The organism is Planctomycetia bacterium (genome assembly GCA_034440135.1).
In the GTDB taxonomy this organism is placed as follows: domain Bacteria; phylum Planctomycetota; class Planctomycetia; order Pirellulales; family JALHLM01; genus JALHLM01.
On record JAWXBP010000231.1, the window covers coordinates 42420 to 61157 of the forward strand.

Annotated in this window: 16 protein-coding genes; 10 read left to right on the forward strand and 6 right to left on the reverse strand. The window is 63.4% G+C overall.

All coding sequences use genetic code 11. From position 1 onward, the window contains the following. Nucleotides 1–209: 209 nt before the first annotated feature. Nucleotides 210–1214, reverse strand: coding sequence for an NAD-dependent epimerase/dehydratase family protein (locus SGJ19_13695; GenBank protein ID MDZ4781303.1), 1005 nt, complete (start codon nt 1212–1214; stop codon nt 210–212). Between the two features lie 220 nt (nt 1215–1434). On the opposite strand from SGJ19_13695, the gene SGJ19_13700 reads away from it, so the two are divergent. From SGJ19_13700 to SGJ19_13720, 5 genes are all read left to right on the forward strand, one after another. Then, nucleotides 1435–2715, forward strand: coding sequence for a MotA/TolQ/ExbB proton channel family protein (locus SGJ19_13700; GenBank protein MDZ4781304.1), 1281 nt, complete (start codon nt 1435–1437; stop codon nt 2713–2715). Continuing rightward, nucleotides 2712–4454 (forward strand): hypothetical protein, encoded by a 1743-nt coding sequence (locus SGJ19_13705; GenBank protein MDZ4781305.1) that lies wholly within the window; start codon nt 2712–2714, stop codon nt 4452–4454. Before SGJ19_13700 ends, SGJ19_13705 begins: the two co-directional genes overlap by 4 nt. A gap of 125 nt (nt 4455–4579) precedes the next feature. Next, entirely contained in the window at nt 4580–5581 is a 1002-nt protein-coding gene (locus tag SGJ19_13710) for a hypothetical protein (GenBank protein MDZ4781306.1), read from the forward strand. A gap of 75 nt (nt 5582–5656) precedes the next feature. Further along, a complete protein-coding gene (locus tag SGJ19_13715) occupies nt 5657–6091 on the forward strand; it encodes a biopolymer transporter ExbD (protein MDZ4781307.1) in 435 nt (144 codons plus the stop codon). Between the two features lie 44 nt (nt 6092–6135). Continuing rightward, on the forward strand, nt 6136–8646 hold the full coding sequence (locus tag SGJ19_13720) for a hypothetical protein (GenBank protein ID MDZ4781308.1): 2511 nt from the start codon (nt 6136–6138) through the stop codon (nt 8644–8646). A 7-nt stretch (nt 8647–8653) separates the two neighbouring features. Here the strand turns inward: SGJ19_13720 and SGJ19_13725 are convergent, their stop codons facing one another. Then, entirely contained in the window at nt 8654–10792 is a 2139-nt protein-coding gene (locus SGJ19_13725) for a hypothetical protein (protein ID MDZ4781309.1), read from the reverse strand. A gap of 221 nt (nt 10793–11013) precedes the next feature. Between SGJ19_13725 and SGJ19_13730 the strand changes: the two genes are divergently transcribed. Next, complete coding sequence (locus SGJ19_13730) at nt 11014–11352, forward strand: DUF1805 domain-containing protein (protein ID MDZ4781310.1); 339 nt, start codon at nt 11014–11016, stop codon at nt 11350–11352. 172 nt (nt 11353–11524) lie between these two features. Next, on the forward strand, nt 11525–11800 hold the full coding sequence (gene rpsT / locus SGJ19_13735) for a 30S ribosomal protein S20 (protein MDZ4781311.1): 276 nt from the start codon (nt 11525–11527) through the stop codon (nt 11798–11800). 112 nt (nt 11801–11912) lie between these two features. Here rpsT and SGJ19_13740 read toward each other — a convergent pair whose 3' ends face one another. The 4 genes from SGJ19_13740 to SGJ19_13755 all read right to left on the reverse strand — a co-directional run bounded on the left by SGJ19_13740 (nt 11913) and on the right by SGJ19_13755 (nt 15420). Next, nucleotides 11913–12602, reverse strand: a complete 690-nt coding sequence (locus SGJ19_13740) for a hypothetical protein (protein ID MDZ4781312.1) — start codon at nt 12600–12602, stop codon at nt 11913–11915. A 713-nt stretch (nt 12603–13315) separates the two neighbouring features. Then, nucleotides 13316–13780: a tRNA (cytidine(34)-2'-O)-methyltransferase gene (locus SGJ19_13745; GenBank protein ID MDZ4781313.1), complete on the reverse strand. Its 465-nt coding sequence runs from the start codon at nt 13778–13780 to the stop codon at nt 13316–13318. A 160-nt stretch (nt 13781–13940) separates the two neighbouring features. After that, a complete protein-coding gene (locus tag SGJ19_13750) occupies nt 13941–14450 on the reverse strand; it encodes a hypothetical protein (GenBank protein ID MDZ4781314.1) in 510 nt (169 codons plus the stop codon). Nucleotides 14451–14604: 154 nt separating this feature from the next. Continuing rightward, a complete protein-coding gene (locus SGJ19_13755) occupies nt 14605–15420 on the reverse strand; it encodes an SDR family oxidoreductase (GenBank protein ID MDZ4781315.1) in 816 nt (271 codons plus the stop codon). A 301-nt stretch (nt 15421–15721) separates the two neighbouring features. Between SGJ19_13755 and SGJ19_13760 the strand changes: the two genes are divergently transcribed. The 3 genes from SGJ19_13760 to SGJ19_13770 all read left to right on the forward strand — a co-directional run bounded on the left by SGJ19_13760 (nt 15722) and on the right by SGJ19_13770 (nt 18713). Continuing rightward, nucleotides 15722–17284, forward strand: a complete 1563-nt coding sequence (locus SGJ19_13760) for a lipopolysaccharide biosynthesis protein (GenBank protein MDZ4781316.1) — start codon at nt 15722–15724, stop codon at nt 17282–17284. A gap of 129 nt (nt 17285–17413) precedes the next feature. Next, complete coding sequence (locus tag SGJ19_13765; GenBank protein ID MDZ4781317.1) at nt 17414–17908, forward strand: hypothetical protein; 495 nt, start codon at nt 17414–17416, stop codon at nt 17906–17908. Nucleotides 17909–18005: 97 nt separating this feature from the next. Beyond that, the gene (locus SGJ19_13770; protein MDZ4781318.1) at nt 18006–18713 is read left to right on the forward strand and encodes a DNA alkylation repair protein; all 708 of its coding nucleotides are present in this window, start codon (nt 18006–18008) and stop codon (nt 18711–18713) included. Nucleotides 18714–18738: the final 25 nt, after the last annotated feature.

Below are 18738 nucleotides of genomic sequence, written 5' to 3' on the forward strand. Positions count from 1 at the left end.
CCTCGGCGCGTTGGACTCAGCCATCAAAAACCACGAAAGGCACGAAAATCACGAACAGTTCAAACCTTGACCTACATCGGTCACGCGGTAATCGAGCAACCTTCAGAATCCTTCGTTCGTGCTTTTCGTGCCTTTCGTGGTTCCAAGTCTTGCCTGAGACTCACGCATTCTCAGCCCCCGCGTCCAGCGTCCGAGGTCACAGACCTCGGCTACAGATTGGCATTCGCTTCTTTGCGGCGCGCGTAATCGTGCTCCTGGAACCAGGCCCAGGCGTCGCGGATCGTTTCTTCCGCCGGTCGGATCGTGTAGCCCAGTGCTTGTTCCGCCTTGGCGCTGCTGTAGTGGCGTTCCTGCCAGGCGTGGCGCGCGGAGGCGCTGTTGAAGGCCGGCTCTTTCCGGCGAATGAGCCCCCAGACGTCGCCGCCCCAGCCGCCGATCCAGATCATCAGCGGGCCGGCGCGGCAGACCGGCCGGCGCCCGCCGGAAACCTCGGCGAACTTGCGCCACAGCTCCAGCCAGGAAAGCGTCCGGCCTGCCAGGATGTATCGCTCGCCCGACGCGCCTTGCGTGAGCGCGGCGACGATCGCCTGGGCCACGTCGCGGACATCGCACAGACTCGTTGATCCGCGCGGCGCAAACGTCCCTCGCCCCGCCGCGACTTCTAGCAGCATTTTTCCGGACGACGGTTTCCAATCCCAGGGGCCGATCATGTACGCCGGGTTGACGATCACCGCATCCAACCCGGCCACGACGTTGCCGAGCACGACACGCTCGGCTTCGCGCTTGGTGATCACATACGGCAGCCGCGCCTGGGGCAGGCGAGTGTCCTCCGTCGCTGGCGACTCGGCGGTGCCCTGCCCGATGGCGTCGCAGGTGGAGACATGGACCAGTCGGATGCGCGCCTTGCGCGCCGCGTCGGCAATGTTCCGCGTCCCTTCGACATTGATCCGGCGCTGGCGTTCCAGTCCCGTCCGACCGATGTGGACCTCGGCGGCGGCGTGAATCACCGCCCCGCAGCCCTGCACCGCGGCGGCGACCGAGGCCGCGTCCGTAACGTCGCCGGTCACTTGCTCAACTGCGAGTCCTTCCAACGGCCGCGAGTCCGCCGAAACGCGCACCAGCGTCCGCACCGCGTGCCCGGCGCCCAGAAGCGTACGCACGACATTGTTACCGACCAACCCCGTAGCGCCGGTCACCAGAATCGGATCACTCACGAACGCCCCCTCGCTCCATTGAAAACGCCCCATTCTACCCGGACTGCCAGGCCCTCAGAACTGCTCTTCGCCGAGGCGCGACAGCTTTCTAAGCTACGCGCGCACCATGAAACCTGGTGCGACGAACCTGCAGAAACTCTGCCGGTTGCGTCGATGTTACCGAACGAATGGACTCCGCGGGCAGTTCCCTGCGCGGGCCAAGCTGCAAAGGACTGGAAACGTGAGTAAATCGAACCGGATGGCCCTGGCGCTGATGCGCTCCTCCGCCTTGTGGGGCGGCTTCGCGGCGCTGGGCTTCTATACGCTCATTCACACGATCAATTTCGGCGGTGATTTCCTATACCGCTATTGCGCCAGTCACCCGATCGTCTACGCCGAAACCATTTTGTTCTTTATCGGCATGGCGGCGTTGGTGATTCGCTGGTTCGAAGTCGGCGCACAATCCAAATTGACAGCAAAGCCGCTGCTCCCAGCCATGGGCAGCACGCCGGAACCACCGACGTCGGCACAGCGACTGCTCGGCAACATCAGCGCGCTGCCGGCGCTCAAACAAGCCAGCTACCTGGGCCAGCGGCTGCGCGCTGCCCTGCTGCACATCGCCCGCACTGGCACCGCCGATGGGCTGGACGACGAGCTGAAGTACCTTTCTGAAGGCGAGTCGATCAAGGCGCACTCCGGTTACGCCTTGGTGATGATCATCGTCTGGGCGATCCCGATTCTCGGCTTCCTCGGCACCGTCGTCGGCATTACTAATGCCATTGGAAACCTATCACCGGACGCGCTCGAAGCATCGCTTCCCGCGGTAACGGCCGGCCTCGGCGTGGCTTTCGATACGACGGCGCTCGCTTTGGCGCTGTCGATGGTGCTGATGTTCACCAAGTTCCAGGTCGCCAAAGACGAAGAAAAGATGCTCAATGAGGTCGACCTTCGCGCCAGCGAAGAGTTGGCCCTGCGCTTCGAACAACGCGGCACGCAGCGCGACCCGCAGTTGTTGGCCATCGCCCGGATGACGGAATCGGTCGTCGAGGCCTGTGGCAAACTGGTGGAACGTCAGGCAGAGATCTGGCAGTCGACGCTCGGCGCATCACAGCAGCAAATGCAACAATCGCTCGCCGCTTCGATGGCGCAAGGGCTCGAAGCCCACGCCGCGCGGCTGGCGGCGTCGGCCGAATGGCAGACCGAACAGAATCACCGTTACTGGAATCAATTCCAGCAAGCACTCGGCGAGAACGTGCAGAATCTGCGCTCCGTGCAAGGCGACATGGTCAAACAAGGCCAGGTGCTGCGCGACGTGCTGGTCGCGATGGGGCAACTCACCGGGTTGGAAGACGCGCTCAATCGTAACCTCGCGGCGCTGGCCGGATCGCAGAACTTCGAAGAAACGCTGCTGAATCTCGCCGCCACGATCAATCTACTGAACGCCCGCCTGGCCCACGCGCCGGGCGCCGCTGGACATGAAGCGGTCGCCGTGCGGAGCGCCCGGGTAGGCCACGCCGCATGAAGCGCCGCGCCGCGCCGAACGATGCCGCCAAGTTTTCGCTGTTCCCGTTCCTGGCGGTCCTGCTGTGCGTGATGGGGGCGTTGATCGTCCTGCTGATCGTCATTGCGCAGCGGACCCACGACCGGGCCGTCGCGCGCAGTGATGCCGACGAGGCCGGCGAACATCTCAAAGTCGAGCGCGAGGAACTGGGCTGGCGAATCGACATGATCCACGCATCGCGCGATCAGACCGCGGCGCAGCTTGCCGAGCAGCGCGCCGGTTTGAGTCACATCGAAGATCACGCCCGACGCTTGCGCGAACAATACCGCGCACTTCAACAAGCGGCCAAGGATCTGCAACAATCACTGAAAGCGCCCTCGGTCGCGAACCAGGCGCTCGACGACGAGATGGCGGCGATTCAGGCCCGCATTCGCGAGGTTACTGAGGCCCTCGACGCGAAGAAACTCGTTCCGCAGCAAGCCCCCGGCTATGCGATTATGCCCTACGAGGGCCCGAACGCCACGCAACGCAGGCCGATGTACATTGAATGCACCGACGACGGCATCATACTTCAGCCCGAAGGCGTGGTCCTGACGGCCGACGATTTTCTCGGGGCCCTCGGTCCCGGCAATCCGTTGGCTGCCAGCATGCGGGCGGCGCGCGAATACTTGCTCCGCAATCGCAATAACGATGGCAGAGAAGCGGGCGAACCGTATCCGCTGCTGTTGATCCGTCCCGACGGCATCGGCGCGTATTACGTCGCGCGGGCGGCGTTGACCTCTTGGGGAAGCGAGTTCGGCTACGAGTTCGTCGATCAGGATTGGAAGCTCGAATACCAGGAACTCGACCCGCAACTCCTGGCGGTCACCAAGGCCGCCGCCGAAGACGCCCGTGAACGGCAACGCCTACTGGCGATTGCTGCGCCGAAAGTATTTCAGGGCGCTGAAGACGACGGGACCTATTTCCGCGCCTCGCCCTCCACCGGCGGAGTGATGGTGGATGGACGCTCGGCACGCCGATCCTCCAGCGGACGACGTAGCGGAAGCGGTCGCGGCGCAGGCGGTGGTTCAGGCCCAGGGGATGAATCCGTCCCCGGCGACCACGACGGGCCCAAGAACCGCGGCGGCTTTCAGCGCAGCGGCGATAGCATGGCCGCCAACGAAGGAGGCGGCAATTCCGCCCAGGGCGGTGGCAACACAGGGCAGCGCGCTGAAGCGGGCAGCGGTCAGCCTGGTTCAAGCGGACAGTCCGCATCGCAGGGCACGGAAGCCGGCAAGCCGGAATCTAACACCGCCTCGCGTAGCAATGGACAAGAAGATCAAGCACCGGGCGGCGAGCCGCTGCGGCAAGGGCAATACATGCCGAAGCAAAGCCTCGCATCGCGTCGCGGCAAAGATTGGGCGGTCCGCGATCAAGGCCCGAGCGCGGTACCGATCAGCCGAAAGATCCGCGTGCGTTGTACGCCCGAGCAGTTGGACATCCTCGCCGACGGCGGCACGAAGAGCGAACACGTCGTGGCGCTAGGGCCGCGCACCGAAGATTCCATGGAAGAGCTGGTCTCGCGCGTCTGGGATCACATGGATCGCTGGGGCATCGCCGGCCAGAACATGTACTGGAAACCGCAACTGCAGTTCGAAACCACGCCCGACAGCCAGCCGCGGTATCAAGAAATCAAAGCCCTACTGGAAGGCAGCGGTCTCGATGTCGCGGAAAAAACGAAGGCTAGCACGGCACGCGGGGCGACGAAAAAGCCGCGGTGAGGAAGGTAGGAGTAAAGGAGTAAACGAGCCCAGTGGCTGAATAGCTGAAAACTGAAAACCGCGTTGTGGCACGGTCGGGAGACCGTGCCACAACAGAGCAACACCGAAAACGCCAAACTCCTCCCATGCGTAAACGAAACGACGATACCGAAGTCTTCGGCAGCGACTCCTTTTTGGACATCGTGTGCAATGTCGTCGGCATGTTGATTATTTTGGTGGTGATCGTGGGGATTCGCGCCGGCCAGGCGGGGAAGGTTACGGCGCCGGACACGGCTGCCGCGGAACAGGCGCTCGGCGCGCTGCAGGGCGAGCACGCTGCCGCCGAGGCTGAGGTGTTGAGGCTCGCCAACGAGATGCGCAGCGTTGCGATGCAAGCGCAGTCACTGTCGCGCGAACGCGACGCCATCGCAGTGCTCGTCGCCGCCGGGGAGCGGATGCTCGAAGACAAACGCAAAGCCCTCGACGCGCATGCACAGGAAGATTACGGCCGGCGACGCGCGGTCTCCGAAGCGACGCAACAACTCGCCGTGCTCGAACAGCAGCTCGCCGCGCCGCTCGATCAGGCGCCGGCGGTGAAACTGACCAGCTACCAGACGCCGATGAGCAAATCGGTGAACGGCAAGGAACTGCAATTCCAATTGCGCGGCGGACGCGTGACGATGATCCCGATCGAGGAACTGCTGGATCGCTTCAAGTCGGATGCTCAGGCCAAGGTCTATCGTCTGCGCAGCCAGCCGGAACTGACCGAAACGATCGGGCCGATTGGCGGCTTTCGCATGCGTTACATCCTGGAACGGATCGACGCCTCGGTCGAAGAGCAAATGCGGGCCGGACGCTCAATGTCGGTCGTCCAACTCGCCGAATACACGCTCATCCCGGACTCGATGGTGCTCGGCGAGACATTGGATGAAGCGCTCGCCAGCCGCTCGCAATTCCATGCCGATCTCACGCCCTACAAGCCGGCCGAGACCGCGGTCACGCTCTGGGCGTACGAAGACAGCTTCAAAGAATATCGGGCGCTCAAAGAGGATCTCCATCGCCTCGGCTACGCGGTCGCCGGACGCCCGATGCCGCACGGCCAACAAATCGGCGGCTCGCCCCAGGGCAGCCGGTCCGCGGCGCAATAGTCGCTTTCTCTACGCGGCGCTGAGAGCGGAAGCGCCCTACTTCCGCGTGCCGAGTTTCGCGTTCATAATTGCCGCATGCGCCGCCCCACTGCTTATCCCGCCGGCCGTGGCTTCGAAGTGATGATGACGCCGATGATCGATGTCGTCTTTCTGCTGCTGGTGTTTTTCGTCTGCACCGCGGGTTTCAACCGTCCGGAAGAAGAACTGCCGAGCCGGCTTTCCGACTCCGGCGTTGGCGGAGCGCCTGTCGCGCCGCGGCCGGAAGATGACTTTGAGGAGATCGTGATCACGCTGCGCGAAAGCGCCGGCAGGCTAGAGTATCAGGTCAGTGAACGGCGCTGCGCCGATGCGGGCGAAGTCCGTGAAGTCGTGCGCGCGCTGGCGGAAATCGACGATCAACTCGCTGTTATTCTGGACGTCGCGCCCGAAGTACCGCTCGGCCTCATGATCGACATCTACGACAGTTGCCGCGCCGCCGGATTCGAGCGGATTCAATTCGCCGCGCATTGAGGTCAACCGAGTAACTGCCCAACAACTGTGGCTATAATACGTCCATGGCGCGTCTCGTCGTTATTTTTGCGGCCATTGCACTACTGAGCCACGCAGTCTTGCGCGCCGCGCCCTTGGTCACGCCCCATGATGATCGACTCTCTGCCTGGCGAGCCGCTGGAGAATACGCGGCCGCTGAGCAGTATTGCCGTCAGCAACTGGAGCGCACCTCGCTCACGAACGCCGAGCGCCATGCGCTGACTTTGGAGCTCGCGCAATTGGCTTTGGAACATGCGCTGCGCACGCCGTCGGCGGATGCAGAGCCGCTGTGGCAAGCTGCGCGTGAGACGGCCCGCAACTATGCCGATCAGTACGCCAACAATCCGCGCCGCGCGCAGTTGTACGCGCAATCCGGTCTGGCGTATCTGGCGGAAGGGGAAACCCTGCTGGCCATTCACGGTGAAGCGGCGGAACCTCCGCGAGTAACTTTGCGCGAGGCGATCAAACTATTCCGTCGCGCGCGAGAACTGACCGAGGCCGAAACGCGGCAATCGCCACGCGGCGCGCGGCGCGAAGTCCTCGCCGGCGCCATTGCGCCTTGGGATTTCGCTGAACTGCGTTCCACCGATCGCAACCTCCGCTACGAGTTAGGTAGGGCATTGCGGCGGCAGGCGGAGTCATATCCCGCCGGCAGCGAAGACCGCGCGCTCGCTGCAAGCCAGGCAGCGGAGTTATTCGGCGCGCTGAGCGAACTGGCCGACACAGAACCGCTCGCCTGGCCGAGCCGCGTTCAGTTGATCGGTTGTGAACGCTTGCAGTCGCACTGGGACGCGGCGGCGATGGCGATCGCGCGTTGCGAAATGGATTCATTCCCGGCGTCGGAACGCGGCGTGCTGCGTGCCGAACGATTGCGCCTGGCGCTGGCGCGCGAAGACGTCGACGGCGCAATGCGCATTGCACTGCAGCCGGACGATCAAGGCCGCGAACGGGCGTTGGAGGAGGACTTAGCGTTATTAGAAGTCCAACTCGCGGCCGCCGAGCGCGCTGCAGCCGACAAAGATCAGGAAACCGCGCGGCGGCACAGCGCCGAGGCCTCGCGTCGCGTGCGGATCATCGGCGAGCGCTGGGGCGTTTTTTGGGGCGACATCGCCGCGGCGCGTCTCGCGCGCCAACTGACGTCCGGCAACGCGACGGCCGATTATCAAGCCTGGTCCCAGGCCGGCGACGCACTTTACCAACAAGGTCAGGCGGACCAGGCACTCGCCGCGTACGATCAAGCACGTCAGCAATCCAGTGACGCGGGAGATCTCGACGCCGCACTGCTGCTCGGCATGAAAGGGGCCGCAGTCGAACAAGCCCGGGAACGGTTCGCGCAGGCGGCGGAGCGCTTTCGCGTTGCGGCGATTGCACATCCGCGGAGTCCTCGCGCGGCCGACGCGCATTATGCGGCGATTTACAATCTCGCCAGCAGCGGCGCAGACGAAGCGGCCCAAGTTCCCTGGCTGGAAGAACACCTCGAACACTGGCCGAACGCATCCTCGGCGAGTCCAGTGCGGATTGCGCTGGCGGAATCGCACGCGCGAGACACTGACTTTCGCGTGGCGATCGAGCTGCTCGCAAAAGTCGACGCGCAGGAACCGCTCGCCGCGACGGCCGTGCGAACTGCGCGCGACGTGTATCAGCGTTGGCTCGCGCCATTGCCGCCCGGCGTGGAACGGCGGCAGGTCGTCGATAGCGCACTGCGCCACTTCGCAACGTATCAGCAACCATCGGCGGCAGGTGAAGCCGCCGGTTCGGCAGCGCTCATCGCAGCCATTGCGGAAGCGGAGTTGCTTATTTGCGAGCGACAATCCTATGCCGCCGCGGAAGCGGCAATCGCCACGGCGCTGCGAACGGCGGAAGCAAAGCACACGGAGCGCGCAGCGGCGGAAGCCTGGCGTCTCGCAGCGCAAGCATTGCAGCCCGATCAAGCTGCCGCAGCGCACGACGCTCTGTCAAACCTCCCGAAGACGCCCGGCGAAACGCTCGAAGCGATCTACGTCGCGTTGGAAGCACTGCCCGTCGAGGTCGATCCAGCGAGCGCACGGCAACTCGCCGTGTTTCAATTGGAACTGATCCAGCGCCGACAAGCTGGTCTCAAGGCCGATGATTTGCCAGCGCAACGGACTTGGGAACTACGACGCGCTACCGTGCTGGCCGCCGCCGGGCGTGCGGAAGAAGCGATTCAACAACTTCGCAAGCTCCGCGGCGCCTCGCCAGAAGACGTCGCCGTCACCACCACGCTGGGACGACTCCTCGCGGAATCCAAGGATGCGAACATCCTGCGCGAAGCGCTCGAATGCTGGCGCGCCGTCGAACGTGCGACGGCCGCCGGAACAACGGAATGGTTCGAAGCGAAGTACCAACTCGCCGAGTTGCATCATCGGCTGGGTGACAACCCCCGCGCGGCGAAGATCATTCAACTCACGCGCACGTTGCACCCTGAGCTAGGCGGCGCGACGTGGAAGGGACGATTCGAGGCGCTGTTGGAGCAATGTCAGTCAGCAACGCGCAACGAACTTGAACGAATTCCCTGAGTCGGCGCTACGCCCCTTCCTTGTCCTTCAACATCTGCGCCACCTTTTTCTGCCAAAGTTCCACACGGTCCTTGCGCGATTTGCCGTCTTCCTCGCGGGGGTCGTAGGGGTGGCGCATGCCGGTCAATTGGCGGAGGTTCCAATGGGCGAGCACGCGGTAGTCGATGTCCTGGTGTTCCAGATCGGCCAGGAGTTCCTGCGCAGCGCCGCCTTTGACGAACTCCTCTTCGGTGTAACCCCAAAGTAGCCGGTAGAGACCTTGAGCGTCACTGGAGCGAGCTTTTTCCAAGGCAACGCGGACCTTGGCCGCGTCCTCGGGGCTACGGGCCATGCTGGCGCGTAGTTCTTCGATCTGCCCGTCCCAGGCCGGCCATTGGGCGGGATCGCTGAGAATCGCCACGAAGTCGTCGTACTCGCCGATCAGCGCCAAACACTTGGCGGCCAGCGAACGCAGCTCGCGTTGGCGGTGATTCGCCGCTTCTTTCAGAGAGACGATCACCGGGCGATCGGTCGCGATTCCTTCTTCGATCGCGGGCGCGGCGATCGATTCGCCGGTCTTGCTCTTGTCGCGGATCCACTTGGGCACGTCACCGCCAGCCACCGGCGCTGCGGGGTCGGTCGTCCACAGCAGCGGCGACGCCAACTCCGCGGGGGCTTCGGCCGCCGCGCCTTGCCAGCCGAGCTTTCCGCTCACCAGGCAAAACTCAATGTTCAACCGCGCCGGCGTTTGTTCCGGGTCGCTACCGTTAACTAGTTCCGGCCGCACTTCCACGGCGAGCATCGATTTCGTATCGGGGAACGTCACGACCCGTTCCTGGTCACCAATCAACAACCGCACCGGCGATTGCGGATCGCTCAGCGGCATCAGAATCATGCGACCATACAGGATCCGCAAGGCAGGCGTGCCGTCGCTGTCTGGACCTTCGACCACGACCTGCGTCGCGCCGGACATTTCCACGGCCACGCCGTTCGAGAGCGTCACGGCGGGGCTGAATCGCGGAAAGGCCAGCAGGCGATCACCCGCGAAAACGGCATCTCCTTGCACCAACCGCTTCCAGATACCCGCATCGGTCGCGAAGCGCAACAGCACGTCCTTCTGCAGGAAACAACGCCCGACTTCACTCGCCACGGGCGCTGCCGGCGCGGCATCTGAACCGGAACTGTCCGCGTCGGCGCCGTCTTCGGTCGGCGTAGCATCGGCCTCCGCCGTGTCGTCAGGAGCATTGTCGGTCGTGTCCGCGTCGGGGGTGGGCGGCGACGGCGCATCGGCCGTAACTGCTTCGTCCGTCGCTGTCTCGGCCGCAACCGGCTTCAGCGCCGGTGACTTCACCGTCCGTGCCGTATCATCAGTCGCCGGCTCCTCATCATTTGACGTCGTCGACGATTCATCATCGGTGACCGTTTCGTCGGTATCGACTACTTCTTCGTCAGTCGCAGGCGATTGCACTTCGTCCTTGTCGGCGACTGTAACCGCATCTTTTGCGTCGTCGCCGTCGCCTTGCGCGACTTGCGGATTTGCGCCCGTGCCGCGCAGTTGACTCAGTAGTCTTTCCGGCCCAATTGCCATCACCGCGACCGCCGCCAACAAGAGCGCCGCCGCAAGGCCGATCGCCACCTTGAGCAGGGTTCGCGAGCCCGGTTTGTCCCGCAGGTATTCCGGAACGTTCATCTTGCGTCGCGTTTTCGAGAGCGGCGCAAGCACTTCCGGCTCCGCCACCGGCGGCGCTGCGACCGGCGGGGCCGGCTCGGGCGGTTGCTGCGGCGCATCGATCAGTCCATACAACTTGCGGCGCAAATCCGGTTCGACCTGCGCGCTCTCACCGAGCACCAACGCCAGGATGTGATGGCAGGCGGCCGATTCCGCCAAATGCGCGTCGGACTCCAGGCAAATCCGCTCGAACTCCGGAATTCGATCCGTGGGCAGCGTGTTATCGAGATACTCCGCGACGGTGTTGGCGTCGCCGCCCAGCCCGCGGCCTTCGACCTTGGGCGCACCGAGACGCAGCCGGCACTGCACGTCGCGGACGCGATGCATGATTCCGGCGGCGCCCTCGTTCTGCTCGATCTTGCGGCGCAGCTCCTCCGCGTCAGCCGGTGAGAGCACCCCGTCCATGTAGGCGAGCATGGTGCGTAACGTGAGTCGCATGGCGAAATCCCTCGGATCCGTTGGCCGCTGTACACGAAGGTTAGTGGCCGGAAACGTGGAGTTTCGTGCAACCCGATGGGACTATTCTTCGGCCGCGACCTGGATTGGGTCGCCAACCTGTTGCCGCCCAGACACTTACGGCTCCGGAAAATACTTGCGGACGTCCTTCGGCGCGTTAGGATGCCGGGAAGTCGCGCGATCCCCACTCAGGAATTCCCGTTATGTCAGACTTTCTGCCCCGCACCACGACCCGGGCCATGCAGTTCGAGCATGGCACCGCGATTGGCATCAGCAACCGCTGGCATCGCGGCCAGTATTGCTCGATCCTCACCGCGGCCGGCATCGTCGGTTGCGGCATTTACGATATCGAAACGCCGGGCGAATTCGGGCAACTGATCGCCATCGCCCGTGGTACGCCGTCGCAACCGTTGACGGAACCGGAAGACCTGCTGGAAGCGAAAATCGTCGACGCCACGCCGCAAGCCAAGGCGGCCGGCATCACGCTCGGGATGACCGGCCGGGAAGCGGTCGAGAAAATGTTGCAAGCCAAGTTGAGCTGAGCGAAGTCGGCGTCGGCTCTCTGAATCAAGTGCCGGCGTCCCCGCTTTTGCCACGAAAACGGGTCTGGACATTCCGCGTCGGCTCTGGCATAAAGATGGGTCCCCCGAGGCTGGCTCGCTGGCCCCGGAAGGTGAATTCCCTAAACCCTTTGCGATAGCGGTTGTTTGAGCGATGCCGAATATTGCCAGTGCCAAAAAGCGTCTCCGTCAGAGCCTGGTTCGCCGGGCGCGGAACCGGTCCTCGAGGTCGTTGCTGCGGAGCCAAATCCGCAAGGTTCGCGAAGCGATCGCGGCCGGAAACGTCGCGGACGCCGACACGGCGCTGCGTAGCTGTGCTCGCTTCCTGGATCGCGCCGCGGCACACCGCGTGATTCACAGGAACTCCGCCTCGCGGCTCAAGTCCCGGCTGTCCGCCCACATCAAGGCGCTGAAACAGAAGGCCGCCTAAGCGGCCCTGGGGCACGATGCCTTCTGTAGCCGAGGTCACTTCTCTACACTAGCCCGACGCGCAAGCGAGGGGCTAGTGTCGCTCCTGCTGGGGGCATGCCCGCCCTCGGCTTCTACGACATGCTGTCCATGCCGAGGAGCGTCTTGAGCTGTTCGAATTGCTCAAGGTACTGGTCGCTCGACGAGTGAACGTGTTCCGCTTCGGTGATGAATTTCAAATCATCGTGCGGGTAGACGTCGCGGCCTTGGAACACGCGTTCGAACTGCTCCAAGCGTTCGCCGTAGACGATCAGCAACTTGTGCTCGTCGAACTGCACTTCCAGCGGCATGCCTGGGTTCAGCACCGCGATGCCGGTGCAACCGTCGTTGAGCAATAGGTCTTCGAAATCATACAGGATGCTTTTCAGCACCGGCATGTCGATGTGCTCTCGGTAAAGATCCACGTGGCCACGGTTCTCGCGGTTGTGGCTGGTCTCCAGCACGACGTCGACTTCCGGACCGAGCGGTTCCAGCAAGTCCATGAAGACTTCGAACAGCGCTTCGTTCGTGGCGGCCCCCATTAACACTGGGACCGAGGTCTTGCTGGCTTCGTCGTGATACACGTCATGGCGATAACCCTGACGAGGCACGACCTGTAAGTCGTACGACGGGCGGACCGCGTCGGTGAGCGTGAACGCACCGTAGCGGACGACGCCGAGATGGGCTTCGAGTTCGTCTTCGCTCAGCCGCTCGAAGCTGCTCGTGCCTTGCGGAGCGGACGTGTCGCGAAAGACATTGCGAAAGAACTTCTTCAAGAAACCCATCGTGCGGCGATCCTTACAATTTGGTTGGGTTGAACCGGCCAGGGTCAATGGCCGTGTCGCGAAGTCTTGTTCGCAGCGCCCGGCGCGTGTCGGCGACACGTCTCCGATCTGGGCTACGAAAATACCGTGCGACGTTCAAGGCGGTGCTCGTCTCGAAGTTTCGTCACGCAACCCTACGTCATGCTCACGGCCCCCGGGGTTTCCGCCAGCGGCCGAGCGCCGGCGACCCGCCGGTCGGCCGTTACGAACTGCAGAAGCGGTACGTTCGTCGCGGCCGGATTGGTCGCGTTACACGCCCCGCATCCCTCAGCTGTAATCTAGCACTCAGGTACGGAATTCGCGCGAAATCAGCGCGCGGATTCTTACGAAAAACCTTGGCAATGGGCGCAACCTTGACGACTGGGAAAACCGTGCTCGCGTCAGATTGTCGATCATGCCCGCAGTGCGGACGGCGCTTTCGCGGCGCAACAAAAAAGACACGCAGCGAGCCTTCTGGGGACGACTCCGGTCCCGGGAAAAAGATCGCTCCGCGTCTTGGTGGGATTATTACGGAGCGAACGCCCCACTTGTTCATGGGGCGCGAAATAGCAAAAAGCACCGATGCGTATAGAGCCGGAAGCGTCAGCGCCCGGAGCGCGCCCTAGAAAATCGTCTTCTCCAGTGTGCTCCGGGCGCTCACGCTTCCGGCTCTATGGGCTGTTCGTTGCGTGACGTTAAACCCATTGCCGCAGCGCTTCATACGCCGCAACAGCCACCGCGTTGGAAAGATTCAAACTCCGCACGGCATCGCGAATGGGAATCCGTAGCGTGCGTTCCGCGTACTTCGTGAGCAATGATTCCGGCAGCCCGCGCGATTCGCTGCCGAAGACCAGGACATCGCCAGGTTCGTAACACGGGGTAAGATATTCGCGCTGCGCCATCTTGGTAAAGAAGTACGGTTCGCGCGCCGGCAGCCGCGCGAGGAGCGCGTCCCAATCGTCGACGACTTCCCACTCCAACAGCTCCCAGTAGTCGAGCCCCGCGCGGCGGAGGTAATAGTCATCGACGCGGAACCCCAACGGACGCACAAGCCAGAGCTTCGCCCCCACGGCAACGCAGGTTCGGCCCACGCTTCCGGTGTTATGCGGAATCTCCGGCTGATGCAGCACAATATGTAGCCGCGGATCGTAGTGCGTCACGGTTCAATTCTCACGCAGCGCACCGCGGACGTTATTTGTACGACGAATGCAGCTCGGACGAGGGCGGAGAGAATTTGTCGTGATCAGTTTTCAGTTGGGGAGAAACCAAGTTTTCCTCACTGAAAACTGAACACATCAAACTCAAACTTCAAACTTCTCCTCACCGTCGTTTGGAGCCGGCGAGCAGCCCCAACAGCAGCAAGAGCGCGCCCCCTCCCATGACTGCACTGGCCACCCAGGTGAGGCGCTGGTTCTCGTCGCGAGCAAGTTCGAATTCATCTACGAGTTGCGTATCCAGCGGCTGGAATCCATCTTGATACTGCTGCCAGAGTCCGACCAATACATTGATCGGCATCCGCTGGATTTCGTACCGAGCCATCGATTCGACGGGATTCACAGGTTTCGTGTAGATCAAGTATCCCAACGCCAGCCCGCTACAGAGCACACACACCAATCCGGCGGTCAGCAACTGGTAGCACAGTCCCCACTTCGCGGCGGACGCGTCCGTGTCTTCCGGTTCGGCGGTGGTCAAACGCGGCAAGGCGAAGATGCTGCGCGTGTTCGGCACCTTGATCGTCGCGCCACAGGAGCACGTCACGTTTAGGCCCGCATCGGTCGGCTCCACCGGAATCTGATTGCCGCACGCACAGGGAAGCAAGTACTTGGGCATAGGGGGCGTGAGAAAAAAGTGTCGTTCGTGAATTCAATTCTTCCGGTACGAAATTAAAGAGTTTGAAGTTTTCAGTGTTCAGTTTTCAGTGAGGAGGAATGCTCCTTTCCCAACTGAAAACGGAACACTGAAAACTTCAAACTAACCCTTTTTCTCAATCCGGCACGGCCGAGCCGCGGTTTGCCCACCAGGGGAGTGTGATGCCGCCGTCGATCAGGATCGAGCTGCCCGTCATGTAGTCGCTGGCCGGGTCGCACAGGAACACTGCGCCGCGGGCGACTTCCTCCGGGCGGCCCATCCGTTTCCAAGGCAGCTTCGCGCCGCCCCGTTCCAAGGCCTCCTCGCTGGCGTACTTGCGCTCGCCCGGCGTGTCGATCCAGCCGGGATGAATCATGTTGACGCGAATGCGATGATCGACCAGTTCGATGGCCGCGGTCCGGGCCATCTGGTCGATCGCCGCCTTCGACATATTGTAGGCCATCGCCCGGGGAACAGGTACAAAGGCGTGCGGCGAGCTGACGATCACAATCGAGCCGCCCCCCCCTTGGTCGATCATCTGCCGCGTGCTGGCCCAGAGCAAATTGAACGCGCCCCACATCGTGACGTTGACCGTCCGCTCGAAGCCCTGCAGATCGGCGGCGTAGAACTGTTCGCGATCGCTGTAGGCGGCGTTAGAGACGGCGATATCGAGTCGCCCAAAGCGTTCCACGGTCCGCCGCACGCTCGCGGACACGGCCTCCCGATCGGCGACATCGGCCTGCAATGGGATCGCCTGGCGGCCTAGCCGCTCGATCTCGGCGACCACTTCGTCGGCTTCCTCGGGATGCGAACGAAAGTTGATGCCCACGTTCGCGCCGGCCTCGGCCAGCGCGATGGCAATGCCGCGGCCGATGCCCCGACTGGCTCCCGTGACGATCGCCACTTGCCCGGCCAGGACCTGCGGAACGGAATTGCTTGGCTGACTGGTCATAGCATCGCTGGAGAAGTGAAAAGTAGGTGGAAGTCATGCTAACGGGCTCGCCCGTTGCGAACAAGGTTCTTCATTTGACGTCAGCGACTGTGAGAGGCGTCTCCGACGCCGATGGATGAAGCGTAGACCTGGGAATAATTCATCGAAGGCGCCCGAGCCCATTCCATCGGCGTCGGAGACGCCTCCCATAGGTCGAATTCCATATTCGGACCTCGGACAGTGCGCAACGTGTCGAATTTACACTCAGCGGCCGACAACCTAGACTTGCGGCGTCACTTCGATCCCTTCCCGGACCGCCACATTGACTGCACACGATCGCGAGAGCGAGGCGGAGGCGCGCGGAACGCGGCTCAAGCAGTTGGTACGTCGCGGGGCGCGGATCGCGCTGGCGGCGCAGGTCGCGTCGCAACTCATCTCGCTCCTTGTGCTGGCGACCCTCTACCGGCGGCTGTCGCTGGAGGACTACGGGCTCTTCGGCGTGGTCGTGCCGGTGCTGATGTTGGTCCGCAACCTGACCACGCTCGGCCTGGGCGCCACGGCCGTGCAGCGCGAGGAAATGTCGGCCGAGACCTCGACGTCGCTCTTTTGGTGGAATGTCTGGATCGGCGCGGCGACGATGGTGCTGACCGCGTGCGCAGCGCCGCTGGTTGCCTGGGCGTATGGAGACGCGTCGGCCGGCTGGATCACATTTTACCTCGCCGGCGCATCGTTCTTGGCGTCGCTCGGCACGCAACATCAGGCGCTGCTGGAGCGCGCGATGAATTGGAAAGCGCTGGCGCTCGTGCGACTGGCGGCGCAGGCTGGCGCAGGTTTCGCCGCCGTGCAGCTCGCGTTGCGCGGGGCCGGCATCTGGAGTCTCGTGGCGCAACAGTATGTCGAGGTCGGCGTCACCACGGCGCTCTGTTGGTGGACCGCCGGTTGGAGGCCGGGGACGCCGCGCCGCCATCCCGATGCGCGCCAATTGCTCGGTTTCGGCAGTCACTTCGCGGGGGCGGGGCTGATGTTCTTTCTGGCCGGCAACGTGGACAAGCTCCTGCTCGGCGCGCTCTTGAAAGCGGACGGCCGCGTCGCCGCCGGCTACTACACGCAGGCCTTCAACTTCATGATGCGGCCGGTGTATCTGCTGACGGCGCCATTGAACAGCCTGATGTTGCCGGCGTTGGCAAGAGCGCGCGCCGACGCGGTCGCGTTCCGCGAGGTGTATCTCGGCTTTCAACGCCTGATCTCCACGGCAATGTTTCCGGTCGCCGTCGGCCTGTGCGTCACCGCGCCGGACGTCATGCTGTTGCTCGGCGGCCGGAACTGGCACGGCGCGGGCGAAGTGTTGCGCGCCCTGGCGCCGACGATTCTCGTCCAAGGCTTCATCAACACCACGTCGAGCGCCTTGGCCGCCGTCGGGCGCGCCGATCGGCTGTTCGCCGCGTCGGTCGCCTTCGCCACGACGATGAGCTTGCTTAGCTTCGCCATTCTGAGTTGGTTCCGCGACGATCCGGATACGGTCACCATCCTCGCCGGTTGGTACGCCGCGGCGTCGATCGGGCTATTCATTCCGTATCAGGTCTGGTCGCTCCGCACGCTCAATGTGCCTATCCAGGCCTGGGTCAGTGCGATCCTGCGACCCTTGCTCGCATCGCTTTTGATGGGAGTCTGCGTAGTCGCGGCGCATCTGGGGGCCTACGGTTGGACTTGGCAAACCAGGCAAGTCGCGCCGCTCGATACCATCTTCTCCCTGGCGCTGCAGATCGCGATCGGCGTGGTGTGCTACGTTGTGCTCGCCTGGCCCGATTGCTGCTGGCTTTGGACGCAACTCCGTCGTGACGTAAGCCTAGGCGGGCCGCCGGCCGTTGATTCGGAATCGCGTTAATTCGCGCCTCATAGGCAAAATCTGCCGGTTAGGTTCAATTTGCCGGCATTGCGCGGCCGATCTTCCATGCGGTGTCCCGGGCGCGCAATTCTTCCGTCCGGGCGCCGACGTTCCGCGGAGGCCAATTCCATGTCCGGCGCCAGGCTTTACGCCACGCTCATGCTGCTCATCGGGCTGGCCGCGCCTCTGGGTTGCTGCGAGCGCAAAGGCTTCGTCGTTCGCTGCGATATGGCGCTGGAACTGAACCGCGTGAGCCACCTCCTCGGCCGCCACGACGACTACGAGGCGTGCCCCGGCGACTGCGATTGCGCCGAGTGCCAGGCGATGGACGGCTGGAGCGGCGATGGCGACGGCGGTGCAATGCTGGGCGCGGAACCGCGCCTGCATCCGGTGCCGACGCGTCCGGTGTTCGCTCCGGCCAGCCCGACGCCAGCCGCGCCGCCCGAGACGATCGATCCGAACGCTCCGCCGGTGAGCCAGCGCTCCGGCGGCGATTTTCGCTCCCGGAACGTGAGCGTCGGCCGCACCACGCCGCGCGAATCGAGCGGACAGCTCGCGCGCCGCGACGCGGCCGCCCAGGCGATGTTCGCCAAGCCCCAGCGGAATACGTCTCGTCCGCGATAGCTTGTTGTAACATCCGGCAATTTCTGTTGCTTCGGCGTAGGCGCGATCGCAAAATGTGGGCCGGTGATCTTCCGGCCATTTACTGCGAGCCAGCGCCATGACTGTCGACGAAGTAATGCGGGAACTGGAACGTCTCGGCAATCCCACGACGAAGCGCACGCTGATGAAACACGGCGCGCGTGAGCCGTGCTTCGGCGTCAAGATCGAAGAGTTGAAGAAGCTCCACAAACGCTTCAAGGGCGATCACGCGCTGGCCCTCGCGCTGTTCGAAACGGGCAATGCCGATGCCATGTATCTGGCTGGCATCGCGGCCGATCCGGCGCAGATGAAAAAGTCCGACTTGAAGCGTTGGGCCAAAGGGGCGCATTGGTCGATGCTGAGCGACTATGCCGTCGCCGGCGTAGCCGCGGAGAGTCCGCACGCTCGGGAACTCGGTTGGGAGTGGATCGACTCAAAGCTAGAGCTCATCGCCGGCGCCGGTTGGGCGACGCTCACCGGCTGGGTCTCGATCACGCCGGACGACGAACTCCCGCTCGGCGAACTCAAAAAACTGCTCGACCGCGTCGCGCGCGAGATTCACACGGCGAAAAACCGCACGCGCTATTCCATGAACGGCTTCGTCATTGGCGTCGCGGCTTACGTCGAACCGCTCATGGCGCACGCCTACAAAGTAGCGAAGAAAATCGGCGCAGTGGAAGTCGACATGGGGGACACCTCGTGCAAAGTCCCGCTGGCCACGGAATACATCGACAAAATTCGCACCATGGGCCGCATCGGACGGAAACGGAAATCGGCGCGCTGCTAACGCCGTCTCAAGCAGAGCGACGCGG

Excerpts from the sequence above, each read along its gene's own strand:
- SGJ19_13730 (MDZ4781310.1), top strand. The coding sequence starts at position 11,014 with ATGTCAGACTTTCTGCCCCGCACCACGACCCGGGCCATGCAGTTCGAG.
- SGJ19_13770 (MDZ4781318.1), top strand. The coding sequence starts at position 18,006 with ATGACTGTCGACGAAGTAATGCGGGAACTGGAACGTCTCGGCAATCCC.
- SGJ19_13750 (MDZ4781314.1), bottom strand. The coding sequence starts at position 14,450 with ATGCCCAAGTACTTGCTTCCCTGTGCGTGCGGCAATCAGATTCCGGTG.
- SGJ19_13705 (MDZ4781305.1), top strand. The coding sequence starts at position 2,712 with ATGAAGCGCCGCGCCGCGCCGAACGATGCCGCCAAGTTTTCGCTGTTC.
- SGJ19_13715 (MDZ4781307.1), top strand. The coding sequence starts at position 5,657 with ATGCGCCGCCCCACTGCTTATCCCGCCGGCCGTGGCTTCGAAGTGATG.
- SGJ19_13710 (MDZ4781306.1), top strand. The coding sequence starts at position 4,580 with ATGCGTAAACGAAACGACGATACCGAAGTCTTCGGCAGCGACTCCTTT.
- SGJ19_13725 (MDZ4781309.1), bottom strand. The coding sequence starts at position 10,792 with ATGCGACTCACGTTACGCACCATGCTCGCCTACATGGACGGGGTGCTC.
- SGJ19_13720 (MDZ4781308.1), top strand. The coding sequence starts at position 6,136 with ATGGCGCGTCTCGTCGTTATTTTTGCGGCCATTGCACTACTGAGCCAC.
- rpsT (MDZ4781311.1), top strand. The coding sequence starts at position 11,525 with ATGCCGAATATTGCCAGTGCCAAAAAGCGTCTCCGTCAGAGCCTGGTT.
- SGJ19_13755 (MDZ4781315.1), bottom strand. The coding sequence starts at position 15,420 with ATGACCAGTCAGCCAAGCAATTCCGTTCCGCAGGTCCTGGCCGGGCAA.
- SGJ19_13765 (MDZ4781317.1), top strand. The coding sequence starts at position 17,414 with ATGTCCGGCGCCAGGCTTTACGCCACGCTCATGCTGCTCATCGGGCTG.
- SGJ19_13740 (MDZ4781312.1), bottom strand. The coding sequence starts at position 12,602 with ATGGGTTTCTTGAAGAAGTTCTTTCGCAATGTCTTTCGCGACACGTCC.